This window comes from Castellaniella sp. WN, assembly GCF_054457555.1.
This window is the reverse complement of sequence record NZ_JBTKZC010000001.1, coordinates 2,031,401-2,046,476: the sequence shown is the minus strand read 5'-3', so window position 1 is coordinate 2,046,476 and position 15,076 is coordinate 2,031,401. Positions and strand designations below refer to the sequence as shown.

Annotated in this window: 13 protein-coding genes and 1 pseudogene; 11 read left to right on the top strand and 3 right to left on the bottom strand. The window is 65.2% G+C overall.

The features are described from left to right. The first annotated feature begins 2 nt into the window (after positions 1 to 2). From ACTPOE_RS09550 to coq7, 5 genes are read left to right on the top strand one after another with little or no spacing between them, the layout of a single operon-like run. The gene (locus ACTPOE_RS09550; protein WP_458871979.1) at positions 3 to 632 is read left to right on the top strand and encodes a cbb3-type cytochrome c oxidase subunit II; all 630 of its coding nucleotides are present in this window, start codon (positions 3 to 5) and stop codon (positions 630 to 632) included. Then, entirely contained in the window at positions 629 to 1,213 is a 585-nt protein-coding gene (locus ACTPOE_RS09545) for a c-type cytochrome (RefSeq protein WP_458871978.1), read from the top strand. Before ACTPOE_RS09550 ends, ACTPOE_RS09545 begins: the two co-directional genes overlap by 4 nt. A gap of 18 nt (positions 1,214 to 1,231) precedes the next feature. Further along, positions 1,232 to 1,864: an SCO family protein gene (locus ACTPOE_RS09540; protein ID WP_458871977.1), complete on the top strand. Its 633-nt coding sequence runs from the start codon at positions 1,232 to 1,234 to the stop codon at positions 1,862 to 1,864. Continuing rightward, positions 1,861 to 2,460, top strand: a complete 600-nt coding sequence (locus ACTPOE_RS09535; RefSeq protein ID WP_458871976.1) for a hypothetical protein — start codon at positions 1,861 to 1,863, stop codon at positions 2,458 to 2,460. The genes ACTPOE_RS09540 and ACTPOE_RS09535 overlap by 4 nt, the downstream gene beginning before the upstream one ends. A 42-nt stretch (positions 2,461 to 2,502) precedes the next feature. After that, complete coding sequence (gene coq7 / locus ACTPOE_RS09530; RefSeq protein ID WP_458872800.1) at positions 2,503 to 3,192, top strand: 2-polyprenyl-3-methyl-6-methoxy-1,4-benzoquinone monooxygenase; 690 nt, start codon at positions 2,503 to 2,505, stop codon at positions 3,190 to 3,192. A gap of 692 nt (positions 3,193 to 3,884) precedes the next feature. Here the strand turns inward: coq7 and ACTPOE_RS09525 are convergent. The 3 genes and pseudogenes from ACTPOE_RS09525 to ACTPOE_RS09515 form a co-directional block, all read right to left on the bottom strand. Continuing rightward, positions 3,885 to 5,443 (bottom strand): annotated as a pseudogene (locus tag ACTPOE_RS09525) (IS3 family transposase). 175 nt (positions 5,444 to 5,618) lie between these two features. Then, on the bottom strand, positions 5,619 to 6,842 hold the full coding sequence (locus ACTPOE_RS09520) for an IS110 family RNA-guided transposase (RefSeq protein WP_458870713.1): 1,224 nt from the start codon (positions 6,840 to 6,842) through the stop codon (positions 5,619 to 5,621). A 266-nt stretch (positions 6,843 to 7,108) separates the two neighbouring features. Further along, on the bottom strand, positions 7,109 to 7,783 hold the full coding sequence (locus tag ACTPOE_RS09515; RefSeq protein WP_458871975.1) for a Crp/Fnr family transcriptional regulator: 675 nt from the start codon (positions 7,781 to 7,783) through the stop codon (positions 7,109 to 7,111). Between the two features lie 146 nt (positions 7,784 to 7,929). Between ACTPOE_RS09515 and ACTPOE_RS09510 the strand changes: the two genes are divergently transcribed. From ACTPOE_RS09510 to ACTPOE_RS09485, 6 genes are all read left to right on the top strand, one after another. Next, positions 7,930 to 9,891, top strand: coding sequence for an AMP-dependent synthetase/ligase (locus ACTPOE_RS09510; RefSeq protein WP_458871974.1), 1,962 nt, complete (start codon positions 7,930 to 7,932; stop codon positions 9,889 to 9,891). Beyond that, complete coding sequence (locus ACTPOE_RS09505; RefSeq protein ID WP_458871973.1) at positions 9,892 to 10,731, top strand: ABC transporter ATP-binding protein; 840 nt, start codon at positions 9,892 to 9,894, stop codon at positions 10,729 to 10,731. 29 nt (positions 10,732 to 10,760) lie between these two features. Further along, positions 10,761 to 11,690: a branched-chain amino acid ABC transporter permease gene (locus ACTPOE_RS09500; protein WP_458871972.1), complete on the top strand. Its 930-nt coding sequence runs from the start codon at positions 10,761 to 10,763 to the stop codon at positions 11,688 to 11,690. A gap of 12 nt (positions 11,691 to 11,702) precedes the next feature. Further along, entirely contained in the window at positions 11,703 to 12,764 is a 1,062-nt protein-coding gene (locus tag ACTPOE_RS09495) for a branched-chain amino acid ABC transporter permease (RefSeq protein ID WP_458871971.1), read from the top strand. Between the two features lie 87 nt (positions 12,765 to 12,851). Beyond that, entirely contained in the window at positions 12,852 to 14,183 is a 1,332-nt protein-coding gene (locus tag ACTPOE_RS09490) for an ABC transporter substrate-binding protein (protein WP_458871970.1), read from the top strand. 55 nt (positions 14,184 to 14,238) lie between these two features. Then, complete coding sequence (locus ACTPOE_RS09485) at positions 14,239 to 15,066, top strand: ABC transporter ATP-binding protein (RefSeq protein WP_458871969.1); 828 nt, start codon at positions 14,239 to 14,241, stop codon at positions 15,064 to 15,066. Positions 15,067 to 15,076: the final 10 nt, after the last annotated feature.

Sequence of the window (15,076 nt, the reverse complement as noted above, 5' to 3'; positions counted from 1 at the left end):
TCATGGAAAGCGAATACAAACTCCTCAGCGGCGCGATGGTGACCCTCGCGCTGGCCACCGCCACCCTGGTCGTGTTGCCCTACATGCAGCTGTCCGACGTGCGGCCCTCCGAAGGCCTGAAGCCCTACACGGAACAGCAGTTGCGCGGGCGCCAGGTCTATATCGAGATGGGTTGCGTCTACTGCCACTCGCAGCAGCCGCGCAGCCAGTCCCAGGCGCCGGATTTCCAGCGCGGCTGGGGCCGCGCGCCGGTCGCGGGCGATTACTACTATGACCATCCGCACCTGCTGGGCACCATGCGCACCGGGCCTGATCTGTTCAACATCGGCGCCCGCCAGCCCAGTGTGGACTGGAATCTGGGACACCTGTACGAGCCGCGCGCCTATACGCCGGGCAGCAACATGCCGTCCTTCCCCTTCCTGTTCAAGCTCAAGGACCAGGCCGAGGCCGGCGACAAGGTCGTCAATCTGCCGCCCAGCTTCGCGCCGTCCGGCAAGGTCGTGGTCGCCACGCCGGAGGCCCTGGACCTGGTGGCCTACCTGATCGGTCTGGATCACACCTATCCGGTCGAGCCCGGCGCGCAGTTGCCGGAACTGCCCAAGCAAGCCGGCGGTGAAGGAGCCAAGCAATGAGCGATTCCCGATTCAACCAGCAGCGCCGCGAGCAGCCAGAGCCCCGCGAGGGCAGCCGTCCGGTTCCCAGGATCGTGCTGACGGTCATCGGCCTGCTGCTGCTGTGGGCGGTGTATCACCTGTACACCAGTTTCAACCCGATGCCCGCATCCGTGGGGGACGACCGTGTCGCGGCCGACTTCGCCGTGCCGGCGACGGCCGACGGCGGTCAGCTCTATACGGCCAATTGCGTGGCCTGTCACCAGGCATCCGGCGCCGGGGTGCCGGGCGTGTTCCCGCCGCTGTCCAAGTCCGAATGGGTGGACGCCGCGGATCCGGGCGTCATGATCCGCATTCTGCTGCATGGCATCCACGGTCCGCTGACGGTCGAGGGCGCGAAGTACAACGGCGAGATGCCGAACTTCTCCAAGTTCTCCGACGAAGAGATCGCCGCCCTGGTGACCCACGTGCGCTCCAGCTTCGGCAACACCGCTTCGGCCACCGACGCCAAGAAGGTCGCCCAGGTCCGCGAGGAAACCAAGGGTCAGCAGGAACCCTGGAAGGGCGACGAGGATCTGCGCCCCCTGCTGGGCGGCAAGTAGCCTGGGACGAGGGCCGGCGTGCGCTGGATTCTTGCGCTGGCTCTGGCCCTGGCGGCCGGCATCGGGTCGCTGTACGGTCTGACCGACGGCTTCACCGTCCTGACTGCCGAGGCCGCGCGCCGGCAGGACGTGGCCCGGCACCCCCGGGCGATTCCCGCCGCCGAGGTACTGGCCGGAGACGGCCGGGTCCTGGCCCTGGACCAGGACTTGCGCCGCGACGGGCGCGTCGCCATCGTCAATTTCTTCTATACACGCTGCCTGGCGCTGTGTCTGGCCCAGGGATCCCTGATGGAGCGTCTGCAGCAGGCGATCGAGGCCCGCGGCCTGCGGGACCGCCTCCGGCTGATCAGCATCAGCTTCGACGCCCGCGACCGGGCACCTGACCTGGCCCGCTACGCGAAGCGCATGGGCGCCGATTCGGGCGTCTGGCAATTCCTGTCCTTTACCCGGCCCGCGCAGCGCGATGCCGCGCTGGATCTTTTCGGCATCACGGTCGTGCCGGCCCCGCTGGGCGAATTCGAGCACAACGCCGCCTTCCACGTCGTGACGCCCGACGGCCGCCTGGCGCGGATTTTCGACCTGGACGATCCGGGTCTGGCGCTGTCCACCGCCGAGTCGCTGTCCGCGCCGCCGACCCAGGGGGGACAATGAGCGCGCCGGGCCGCCTGGCATGGTTCTGGTGGATCGCGGCCCTGGCCTGCCTGGGCACGGCCGTGGGGCTGCGCGCCCCGCTGACGGCACTGATGAGCCTGCACATGTTGGTCCAGATCCCCCTGCTGGTGCTGGCGGGTTTGTTCGCCGAGCAGGCCTGGCGCGCCGGCCGGAGGCCGGCCGCCGCCGCGCGGCCTCGCACGGCCTGGTCCTATAATGAATACGGCGTTCCCGGCCTGCTGCTGGTCAGCCTGATCGGGGCGGGCTGGATGATTCCCAAGGCGCTGGACGACGCTCTGGTGGACTGGCGCGTGGCGGCGTTCAAGTATCTGGGCCTGCCGGTCTGCGGCTGGGTGCTGCGGGCCGCGTTGCGACGCTCCAATGCGGTCATCAAGCTCTTCTTCCTGGGCAATTTCTGTTGGATGAGCGCGATCGTGGGCATGATCTACCTGGACCAGCCCATCCGCCTGTGCAACGCTTATCTGCAGGACGACCAGGACTGGTCGGGCCGGGGCCTGATCGCCCTGGCCATCGTCCTGCCGTTGTGCTGGCTGCTGGTCGAGCTCAAGCCGGTCTGGCGCTTTCTCAATCGTTGAAAAGGATTTCTCATGGAACAGGCGATGCACGGGACGGTGGGCATGGGGCTGGCCGCCGGAGCGGACGATCGGAATGCCGCGCCGGCCTGGAGGCGCCGGACCGGCCGGTTGGACGCGATCCTGGCCGAGGCCGGACGCGCGCTGCGGGTCCTGGACGGCACGGTCTCCCACGAACGGGCGAATCCGGCGGGGCCGGCCGCCGCCGACGATCCGGCGCTGTCCGATGCCGAATCCCGTCACGCCGCCGGTCTGATGCGGGTCAACCACGTGGGCGAGATCTGCGCCCAGGCCCTGTACCGGGGACAGGCGCTGCTGTGTCGGGACGAGGGCATCCGCCGGGTGCTGCTGCGGGCGGCCGAAGAAGAGGTCGATCACCTGGCCTGGTGCCGGCAGCGCCTGGACGAACTCCATAGCCGTCCGAGCCTGCTGAATCCTCTGTGGTATGCCGGCTCCTTCGGTCTCGGACTGGTGGCCAGTCGCGCCGGGATCCCCTATAACCTGGGCTTCATGGCTGAAACCGAGCGCCAGGTCGAGGAACACCTGGACGGTCACCTGGACGCTTTGCCGGGCCAGGACCGGCGCTCGCGGCGGATCGTCACACGGATGCGCGACGATGAGATCGGCCACCGCACCACCGCCGAAGACCACGGCGCGGCGCCATTGCCCGCTCCGGTGCGGGGCGCCATGCGTCTGATGTCCAGGCTCATGACAACCACGGCCTATCGAATCTGAGCCTGGGGAGCTAGGGATTTACCCTGTTTTGTGATCAAAACACAACAAAACTCTGGGTATTGTCTATTGACAACAAATTGATCTTGCATCGCAGCAAGTTTTTCTTATATAATTTGCTTATCGGATGTCGAGACGTGATTGCAGCGGGAAAACCCCTAATCACGGTGGCTCGGAACCCAGGTTCCTCGCAGCCCGACATGCCCCGGTTGTCTCCTCCACCCTCCTCCTTTGGTGGATTTAGCCCAGGATCTTCGGATCTTGGGCTTTTTTTTGTGCGCCCGGCAGGGCGCACCCACTGGAGGGTGCAAGTCCCTTACTCGCCCGACAAGGGGAAGAGTGAGCCTACGGCAAGGGTTTCGCGGGTGACTGCGAGTCTGAAGGAAGCCGGATGGCAAAGCGCTGGCCTGACGCGCAGGAAGCGGATGAGGCGCTGTATTGGGGTAAGGCGGCCAAACTCGTCAAAGCCCGATACTTGTCCGGAACGATGCGGCGTACATCCGACAGGCATAAGCGTGAAAGTGGGTGCGCAATACCCGAATTGAAAGCTTGGCAAACCGGGGGCGTCCATGTATGGGGACGCCTCGCCTTGATCCTGAAAGGGTAACGGCGTCGAGCCGGGGCGAGGTCTCAGCAGAGGTCATAGTAGTCGTAGTCGGTGATTGTCAACCTATCTGTCGCATTTTCTGAGTGACTCAAGCCGCCCGCTTGAGGTCTGAATTTCGCTTGGCACAGGACGCGTGACCCTTCTGCGGGTTGAGGAAGACCTCGTCGACTCTTGTCCAGTTGCGGGTCCTGCCGCTCCAGCGCTCCGGGTGCTTTTCGCGGGCCGCCCGATAGAGGGCATGGCGCCGTTCGAGCAGGCCGCGATCGCGCCCACAGTGACGCTGCTCAGGCGTCACGAAGCCGATAGCGCTGTGCCGGTGCTCGGTGTTGTACCAGCGCACGAACTCACCGACCCAGGCCCGGGCAGCCAGCAGACCGGTGAAGGGCTTGCGAGGGTAGCGGGGGCGGTACTTCAGAGTCCTGAACAAGGACTCTGAGTACGGGTTGTCATTGCTCACCGCTGGCCTGCTGAACGATGGCGCCACACCCAGCTCCCGTAGTGTCGCCAGCATGGTGGCGCCCTTCATCGGGGAGCCATTGTCGCTGTGTAACACCACCTGCCCTGGGAGGATGCCCTCGCGGCGGCAGATATCGCGCATCAGCTCACTGGCACGGGCGCTGTCCTCGGTGTCATAGACCTGCCAGCCCACGATGTGACGGCTGAACAGGTCAAGAAACAGGTACAGGTAGTAGTACTGGCCCCGCACGGTGGCGGGCAGATAGGTGATGTCCCAGCTGAAGAGCTGCCCTGGCGCAGTAGCCGTCAGCGCCCGAGGCCGATGCACCGGGCCAGGCGTGCGATCAGGCGTGCGATGCACCAGTTGCCCGGCGGTACGCATCAGCCTGTAGATCGTCGATTCACTGGCCAGATAGACCCCCGTATCCGCCAGGCGTGGCACGATCTGAGAAGCGGGCAGGTGGCCGTACTCGCTGCTGTTGACCACCCGCAGGATGCGATCACGCTCGGCATCGCTCAGGCGGTTGCAGGGCCGCTGTACCCGCGTGGGGCGCCCATCGCCTTGCTCCGGGGCCCGCCGCCAACGTTGCAGTGTGCGTGCGCTCAGATTGATTGCTTCACAGGCGCGTGCCTGTCGAGCACCAGCCGTGACCGCCTCAGTAATCAATGCCATGATCTGTCGGCGCTGTGTCAGTGAGGTCATTTGTCCTCGTCCTCCCACAGCGCCTGGTATTTTTTTTGCAGTACCAGCAGGGCTGCCGCCTCCGATAACGCCTTGTCCTTGCGGGCCAAATCACGGCGCACGCCAACCAGTTCCTCTTTGAGCCGACGCAGCTCCTGGATATCGGCTGCGGGCTTGTTCCCCGACTGTTCGAGCTCATGCTTCCAGGCCGTGAGCTGATGGGCGAAGATGCCCCGTTCCCGGCACCAGGCGTTGCGCGCCTCTTCGGCCAGAGAATGGGTCTCAAGCAGGGCCTGCAGCCGCTGTGCGGATGTCCACCGACTGGCGGGGGCCTCTTCTGAGGATTGCCTGCGCAAATGAGCCATCTTCGGATTGCGAATCCAGTTCTTCAGCGTATGGACCGACATGTTCAACTCCTGGGCCATGTCAGCCACCGTGCGCGTGCCGCGCTGCAGGGTCTTGCGGATCGCCTCCTCTTTGAAGGCCGTGCTGTAGGTCGTCAAATTCATCTAATCGTTCCAAATCCGATGCGACAACTAGTCTGACACAGGGGGTAGTAGCGTGGCCGATGAGGCCGGGAGACGAGGCGCCGAAGGTAAGGATCAGAATTAGCGTGAAAGACAGGCATTTCTGACCGAGCGCCCCCCCAGCCATCGAAGGCTGTAAGGGCTAGGGCGGTGCGGCTCAGGCGCTGGCAGGTTGGATAAATCCGAACTTGGTCAGAGCCTTGATCCAGCGTGGAGCGTTGCGTTGAACGGATAGGGCCTCATAGTCGGTGGCGCTGTCCCGGTAGTGTTCGCCACGCTGGAGTATGAAGAAGATCGTTCGCAGTATTTTGTGGCCGATGGCGATGATGGCCCGTTTATAGCCACGGCGCACCATCAAGGCCTGGAATTTCGATTTGAAGACGGATTGAGTACGGCTAGCGGCGTGAGCGAACTCGCACAACAGGCGCCGGACATACAGATTGCCCTTGCGAACACGACCGGATTTACGCTTGCCGGCTGATTCGTTGTTGCCGGGGCAGATGCCGACCCAGGAGGCAAGACGATCGGCACTACCAAAGACATCCATGTCGGAGCCGATTTCGACCAACAGCATGGCAGCCCCGATCTGATCGACGCCGGGAATGGTTTGCAGCAGGGCCAAGGCGTTGTGTTCGGATTTCAGTTCGGCGAGCAGCCGGGTATCGAAGCGAACGATACGGGCCTCGATTTCCTCGACATGCTGCATCAGTTCATCCAGGACGAAGTGATGGCTGGCCGTCAGGTCGCCTTGCAGGGCGTCGAAGATTTCCTCGCGGCTGGCCTTCAGGCGGCGACTGGCAAGCTTGAGCACCTCCTGCGGCGCTTGTCCGGCGATGATCGCCTTGACCATGGCGCGTGCCGACTGGCCGTGCAGATCACTGACCACCACCCCCAGGCGCACGCCGCTATCGGTGAGCACCTTGTGCAGACGGTTCTTCTCGCTGGCCAGTTGCCCGACAAGTTTCTGTCGTTGGCGGGCGATCAGGCGCAGTTCCCGCAGCTTGGCCGGCGGTACAAACGAGCCGCGCAGTAATCCCGCTCGCGCCAGCGTCGCTAACCAGTGGGCATCACCCACATCGGTCTTGCGGCCCGGCACGTTCTTCACATGTCGCGCATTGACCACCTTGGCGCAGATGCCACGCGCTTCCAGTGCCGCATACGGGCTCTTCCAGTAAATGCCGGTGCTCTCCATCACGACTTCGTCGGGGCGTAGTGACGCCACCCAGTCGGCCAGTTCCCGACGGTCTCGCTTGAACGCGCCGAATTGACGTTGCTCGATGCGTGCGCAGCCGTCTGCTTCCTCGATCAGCGCACAGGCCGTGATCTGCGCCTGATGAATGTCCAGACCGATCACCCGTTTGTATAACGCTCCCAGTTCCATACCACCTCCTGTCGATTAGACTTAAGGGTGGAAGGTGGCGGGTGCCGGGACTGAACGTGCCTGAAGGCGACATGTCGCCAACGGCCTGTTTAGCGTGCGCTCTCTAGGGAAGCAATCCGGGGTGCGAGTCAGTCCGGCCGGTCACGTTAGCCGCGGGGTCGAGCCGCCAAAAACTTTTACGACCTTCACCCAACACCTTCCACCCCAAAGTCTCTTTCATCTTCAGGGGTGGTGCCTACCACCATGATCGTTAGCCAGACAGGACACTAGAGCCCGTAGCCTTTCAGTCCGTCCAGGTCCAGCACCTGGACGGCGCCATATTCGACCCTCAGCAGTTGCGCGGCTTCCAGCGTGCGCAGGGCCTGGTTGGTGCGCTGGCGGGAAATACGCGCCAGGAAACCGATTTCTTCCTGCGTGATTTCCAGGCGCATGGAATTGCCGGGGTACAGCAGCGGATTGAACAGCTCCGCCAGGCAGCGCGCCACGCGGGCGTCGGGGGCCAGCAGGCGGTCGTATTCGGCCTTGCCGATGAACTGCGCCACCCGCTCGTTCAACTGGTGCAGCAGGTAGCGGTTGAAGGGGATGCTGGCGTCCAGCAGCCAGTAGAACGTGTCGCCGCGCAGGCGGGCGATGGTGCTGCGGCGCAGCGCGATGATGTCGTATTTGCGGGCTTCCCGCTTCAGCAGCGAGCCCTCGCCGATCCAGCCGCCGGCCGGCACCCCGGTCAGGGAGGCCAGCTTGCCGTCGGCGTTTCCCACCGAAACCTTCACCAGTCCTTCGAGCACGCCGATCCAGGAACAGGCGATCACGCCCTTGTGCTCGACGATGGTGCCGGCCTCGACGTGCGCCACGGCGGTGTCCTGCAGGACGCGCGCCTGCTGTTCGTCGTCGAGCAGGTCGAACCAGGCGGCGTGCGCCGGCAAAGCCTGAGTCAGGTTCATGGGGACTTACCCTAGATCGAGATCGAATGTCATATGTGCGACAGTCGGGGGGCGTCGCAGCCTGTACCTTAGTCCGCGACATCGCCCGTCAGATGCGCACTGAAGGCCCCGCGGGCCACATGATCCGGACGAGGCCAGGAGACATCATGGTACAGGAAACCACCGCCGCGACGACGTTCCCCGCTCTGCTGATGCACCATGCGCGGGCGCGTGGCGCGCGGCCCGCCATCCGGGAAAAGGACCTGGGTATCTGGCAGACGCTGACTTGGGCCCAGGTGGCCGCCGAAGTCCGGCGCGTGGCTTCGGGACTGGCCGCCCTGGGGGTCGAGGCCGGCGAGCACGTCGCCGTCGTTGGCGAGAACCGTCCCCGGCTGTACATGGCGATGATGGCGGCCCAGTGCCTGGGCGCCATTCCCGTGCCGCTCTACCAGGATGCCGTGGCAGAGGAAATGGCCTTCGTGCTCCAGGACGCCGAGGTCGGCGTGGTGGTGGCCGAGGACCAGGAGCAGGTCGACAAGATGCTGGAAATCTCCGGCCGCTGTCCGGCGCTGCGCCACGTCGTCTACGACGACCCGCGCGGCCTGCGCCATTACGACGATCCGCGCCTGCTGGCCTGGGAGTCCCTGCTGGCGCGCGGCGACGAGCGCGCCCATGGCCGGCCCGACGAGATCGGCGGCCGTATCGCCGCGATCCGCCCCGAGGGCACGGCCGCGATGTTCTATACCTCCGGGACCACGGGCAAGCCCAAGGGCGTGGTGCTCAGCCACCACGCGCTCATCGACCGGGCGCGGGCCATCGAGCGCTTCGAGGGGCTGACCGATCGGGAAGACGTACTGGCCTACCTTCCGCCCGCCTGGATCGGACAGAACATGTTCTCCTACACTCAGTTCCTGACCACGGGCTTCACCGTGAACCATCCGGAATCGCCCGAGACCGTGTCGATCGACATGCGCGACATCGGTCCCACCTATTATTTCGCGCCGCCGCGCGTGCTGGAAGGACTGCTGACCCACGTCACGATTCGCATGGAGGACGCCGGCCGCTTCAAGCGCTGGCTGTATCGCCGGGCGATGGGCCTGGCGCGGCGGGTGGGAGACCGGATCCTGGACGGCGGCGCGGGCGTGGGCCCGCTCGACCGCCTGAAGTACGCCCTGGGCGATCTGCTGATCTATGGCCCCCTGCGCAACACCCTGGGCATGAGCCGGGTGCGCGTGGCCTATACGGCGGGTGAAGCCATCGGCCCCGATCTGTTCGTCTTCTACCGCTCCATCGGCATCAACCTGAAGCAGCTCTACGGCTCCACAGAGACCTCGGTCTTCGTCTGCGTCCAGGCCAACGGCCGGGTGCGCGACGACACGGTCGGTCCGCCCTGCGAGGGCGTGGACATCCGCGTGGCCGACAACGGCGAGATCCAGCTGCGCAGTCCGGGCCTGTTTTCCGGCTACTACCGCAATCCCGAGGCGACGGCCGAGTCCTACACGGAGGACGGCTGGTACCACACCGGCGACGCGGGCTACCTGGATAACGACGGCCAGCTCAAGATCATTGACCGCGCCAAGGATGTCGGCCATCTGGCCGATGGCAGCCTGTTCGCGCCCAAGTACATCGAGAACAAGCTGAAGTTCTTCCCCTTCATCAAGGAAGCCGTAGCCTTCGGGGCGGACCGCCCCGAGGTCTGCGCCTTCATCAACATCGACCTGGAGGCGGTCGGCAACTGGGCCGAGCGCCGCGGCCTGCCCTACGCCGGCTATACCGACCTGGCCGGCAAGGACGAGGTCTACGCCCTGATCCGCGATTGCGTCGAGCAGATCAACGCCGATCTGGCCCAGGACCCGAAACTGGCGGCTTCGCAGGTCAGCCGCTTCCTGATCCTGCACAAGGAACTGGACCCCGACGATGACGAGCTGACCCGTACCCGCAAGGTTCGCCGGGCCTTCATCGCGCAGAAATACGCCGTGCTGGTCGAGGCCCTGTTCGAGGGTCGCCCGAGCCAGTTCATCGAGACCGAGGTCAAGTTCGAGGACGGCCGCACGGGCCGGATCTCCGCGGACCTGCGCATCGAACCTGCGGCCGTGGCGCGGCCCGAACCGCTGAAGAAGGTGGCCTGAATGACTGAACTGGCGATGGAACAGACCCGGGAAACGGCCCGGGACGGCGCCGCCGGCCGGGCCGGACGGATCGGCGAAGTCATCCTGGACCTGCAGAACATTTCCCTGTCCTTCGGCGGGGTCAAGGCGCTGACGGACATTTCCTTCGACGTGCGCGAACATGAGATCCGCGCCATCATCGGCCCCAACGGCGCGGGCAAAAGCTCGATGCTGAACGTCATCAACGGCGTCTACACGCCCCAGGAAGGCCGCATTCTGCTGCAGGGCCGGCAGTTCGCCCGGATGAATCCGCGCCGCGCCGCCGAAATGGGCATCGCCCGCACGTTCCAGAACCTGGCCCTGTTCAAGGGCATGAGCGTGCTGGACAACATCATGACGGGCCGCAACCTGCGCATGAAGAGCGGCGTGCTGGCGCAGGCGCTGCGGCTGGGGTCGGCCGAGCGCGAGGAAATCGCCCACCGCGAGGTCGTGGAAAACATCATCGATTTCCTGGAAATCCAGGCCTGGCGCAAGACCCCGGTCGGCCGTCTGCCCTATGGCCTGCAGAAGCGCGTGGACCTGGGCCGCGCATTGGCCATGGAACCGCGCATCCTGCTGCTCGACGAACCCATGGCGGGCATGAACATCGAGGAAAAGCAGGACATGAGCCGCTACATCCTCGACGTGAACGACGAATACGGCACCACGATCGTGTTGATCGAGCACGACATGGGCGTGGTCATGGACATCTCCGACCGGGTCGTGGTGCTGGACTACGGCCGCAAGATCGGCGACGGCACGCCGGACGAGGTGCGCGGCAACCCCGAGGTCATTCGGGCCTACCTGGGCGCCAGCCACTAGGGTCTATTCACGCTACTCGAGGAGTCGCAATGGGATTCTTTCTGGAAACGGTGATCGGCGGCCTGATGAGCGGCATGCTCTACGCCCTGGTGGCCCTGGGCTTCGTGCTGATCTTCAAGGCGTCGGGGGTGTTCAATTTCGCCCAGGGCGCCATGGTGCTGATCGCGGCGCTCGCCATGGCCCGCCTGTCGGGCTGGATCGACGCCTGGCTGGGCGGCGGATCGCCCGTGCTGGCCAACCTGCTGGCCTTCGTCCTCAGCGCCCTGTTCATGTGGCTGGTGGCTGTGCTGGTCGAGCGCCTGGTGCTGCGCCACCTGGTCAACCAGGAGGCCACCACGCTGCTGATGGCCACCATCGGCATCAGCTATTTCCTGGATGGCATCGGCCAGATCCTGTTCGGCAGCTCGGTGTATTCGATCGACGTCGGCATGCCCAAGGACCCCGTGATCATCCTGGACACGCTGTTCGACGGCGGCGTGCTGGTCAGCCTGGAAGACTTGACGGCCGCCGTCGTCGCCGCCGTGCTGGTGGCGGTGCTGGCCTTCTTCTTCCAGTACACCACCGTGGGCCGGGCGTTGCGCGCCGTGGCCGACGACCACCAGGCGGCGCAGTCGGTGGGCATCCCGCTGAACCGCATCTGGGTGGTGGTCTGGACGGTGGCCGGCCTGGTCGCCCTGGTCACGGGCATCGTCTGGGGCTCGAAATTCGGCGTGCAGTTCACCCTGTCCACGGCCGCCCTGCGGGCGCTGCCGGTGGTGATCCTGGGCGGCCTGACCTCGGTGCCCGGCGCCATCGTCGGCGGCCTCATCATCGGCGTGGGCGAAAAGCTGTCCGAGGTCTATCTGGGGCCCTTCGTGGGCGGCGGCATCGAAATCTGGTTCGCCTACGTGCTGTCCCTGGTGTTCCTGCTGTTCCGGCCCCAGGGCCTGTTCGGCGAAAAAATCATCGATCGCGTCTAGGAAGCCCCGCCCATGTTCTATCGTGAAAACGGCCAGTTCAAGAGCTCCTACCGCTCGGACCAGCAGATCTTTCCGATCCGGCAGGACCGCTGGTTCATCGCCGGCCTGCTGCTGGTCGCCTTCGTCGCCATCCCTCTGGGGGCGTCGGATTACTTCCTGCAGGCGATCTTCATTCCCTTCCTGATCCTGTCGCTGGCGGCCATCGGCCTGAACGTCCTGGTCGGCTATTGCGGCCAGATCTCCATCGGCTCGGGGGCCTTCATGGCGGTGGGCGCCTATGCAGCCTGGAACTTCGGCGTGCGGCTCGACCTGCCGCTGGTGGTCCAGATCCTGCTGGGCGGCGTGTTCGCCACCCTGGCGGGCGTGGTGTTCGGCGTGCCCAGCCTGCGCATCCGCGGCCTGTACCTGGCGGTGACGACGCTGGCGGCGCAGTTCTTCATGGACTGGGCCTTCCTGCGCATTCCCTATTTCACCAACTATTCGTCCTCGGGCAACGTGTCCGTCCCGGCGCTCGAGGCCTTCGGCCTGCCCGTGACGACACCTGCGCAGAAATACCTGTTCGTGCTGTGCTTCGTGGCGGTCATCGGCCTGCTGGCCAAGAACCTGGTGCGCGGCGCCATCGGCCGGCAGTGGATGGCGATCCGCGACATGGACGTGGCAGCCGCAGTCATCGGCATCCGCCCGGTGTACGCCAAGCTGACCGCCTTCGCCGTCAGTTCCTTCATCATCGGCGTGGCGGGCGCGCTCTGGGCCTACGTCCACCTGGGCTCCTGGGAGCCCCTGGCCTTCGATCTGAACCGCTCGCTGCAGCTGCTGTTCATCATCATCATCGGTGGCCTGGGCTCGATCATCGGCAGTTTCTTCGGCGCGGCCTTCATGGTGCTGGTGCCGGTGCTGCTGACCAACGTGCCGCACTGGCTGGGCCTGGACCTGCCGGTGGACGTGGCCTCGCATATCGAACACATGGTTTTCGGCTTCCTGATCGTCTTCTTCCTGATCGCGGAGCCGCATGGTCTGGCCAGGCTGTGGAGCATCGCCAAGGAAAAACTCAGGATCTGGCCGTTCCCCCACTGAGGAATCAAGGGGGCTTTGGGGCGGCGTTCGATCGGACCCGTTCTTTGTTGACACGATAGGTGCCACACGCACCAGGAGGAGCTACAGATGAAGCATGCACTGACGAAGACCGCCGCCGCCGCCCTGCTGGCCGCCGCCGGACTGGCGGGCATCGCCGGCCCGGCCCAGGCCGCCGAGGAGCAGTTCGTTCCCCTGCTGGTCTACCGGACCGGCTCGTTCGCCCCGCTGGGCATTCCCTGGGCCAACGGCAAGATCGACTACCTGAAGCTCGTCAACGAGCGCGACGGGGGCGTCAACGGCGTCAAGATCTCCTACGAGGAATGCGAGACCGCCTATTCCACCGACAAGGGCGTGGAATGCTATGAACGCCTGAAGAACAAGAACGGCGGGGCGTCCGGCTTCGACACCCAGTCCACGGGCATCACCTTCGCCGTGACCGACAAGGCGATCGTCGACGGCCAGGTCGTGGTCACGGTGGGCTATGGCCTGTCGCAGTCGGCCGACGGCCGGGTGTTCAAGTGGAACTTCCCGTTGCTGGGCACGTACTGGACGGCGGCCGACGTCATGATCCAGGACATTGCCAGGAAGCTGGGCGGCGAGGACAAGCTCAAGGGCAAGAAGATCGCCCTGATCTACCATGACTCGCCCTTCGGCAAGGAGCCCATCCCGCTGCTCCAGGAACGCGCCAAGGCCAATGGTTTCGACCTGCAGCTCTATCCGGTGGCCGCTCCCGGGGTCGAGCAGAAATCCACCTGGCTGCAGATCCGCAAGAACCGCCCCGACTACGTGATCCTCTGGAGCGCCGGGATCATGACTCCGACCGCCATCCGCGAGGCCCAGGGCGTGGGCTACCCGCGGGACAAGATGTACGGCATCTGGTGGGCCAGCTCCGAGACCGACGTCAAGGATCTGGGCGACGTCGCCAAGGGCTACCACGGCATTACCATCCAGAACAGCGCGGAGCACGGCCGGGTGCACGAGGACGTGAAGAAATACGTCTACGACAAGGGCGAGGGCGCCGACAAGGATGGCGGCACCTTCGGCTCGCTGGCCTACACGCGCGGCATGATGATTTCCATGCTGCAGGTCGAGGCCATCCGCACCGCCCAGGAAAAGTTCGGCAAGGGCAAGCACATGACGCCCGAGCAGGTGCGCTGGGGGTATGAAAACCTGAACCTGGACCAGGCCCGCCTGGAAGAACTTGGATTTGCCAAGTTGATGCGGCCGGTGAAGACCTCGTGCGAGAACCATATGGGCGACGACTGGGCGCGCATCATCCAGTGGGACGGCAAGAAATTCGACGTCGTGTCCGACTGGTACCAGTCCAATCCGAAGTATGTGCAGCCGCTGGTGAAGTCTCTGGGCGACAAGTATGCCGCCGAGAAGAAACTGCCGACGCGCGACTGCGCCGCCGAGTAAGCCGCGCCGGGGCCGGGCCGTGCCCGACCCCGGGCGGTCCCTGGGAGAGGAATCGATGGATAGCGTACAGGCGTCCGAACCCGCGGTACTGTTGAACGTCAACGGCATCGAGGTCATCTACAACCACGTCATTCTGGTGCTCAAGGGCGTATCCCTGACCGTGCCGGAAGGAAGGATCGTCGCGCTGCTGGGCGCCAACGGCGCCGGCAAGACCACCACCCTGCGGGCGATCTCCAACCTGTTGCGCGGCGAGCGCGGCGAGGTCACCAAGGGCGGGATCGAATATCGCGGGGAACGCATCGAGTCCCTGTCGCCGGCCGACCTGGTACAGCGCGGGGTGGTCCAGGTCATGGAAGGCCGCCACTGCTTCGCCCATCTGAGCATCGAGGAAAACCTGCTCACCGGCGCCTATACGCGGCGCCTGGGGCGGTCCGACCTGGACGCGGCCCTGGAACGGGTCTACCGCTACTTCCCGCGCCTGAAGCAGCGCCGCAAGAGCCAGGCGGGCTATACGTCCGGCGGTGAGCAGCAGATGGCCGCCATCGGCCGGGCGCTGATGGCCGATCCGCGCATGATCCTGCTGGACGAGCCTTCGATGGGCCTGGCGCCGCAGATCGTCGAGGAAATCTTCGAGATCGTGCGCGACCTGAACCAGCGCGAGGGTGTCAGCTTCCTGTTGGCGGAGCAGAACACCAACGTGGCCCTGCGCTACGCGGACTACGGCTACATCCTGGAGAACGGCCGTGTGATGATGGATGGCGCCGCCCGCGCGCTGGCCGAAAACGAGGATGTGAAGGAATTCTATCTGGGCGTCTCGGGGGCGGGTCGAACCAGCTTCCGGGACACCAAGTTCTATCGCCGGCGCAAGCGCTGGCTGGCCTGACACGGGGGAA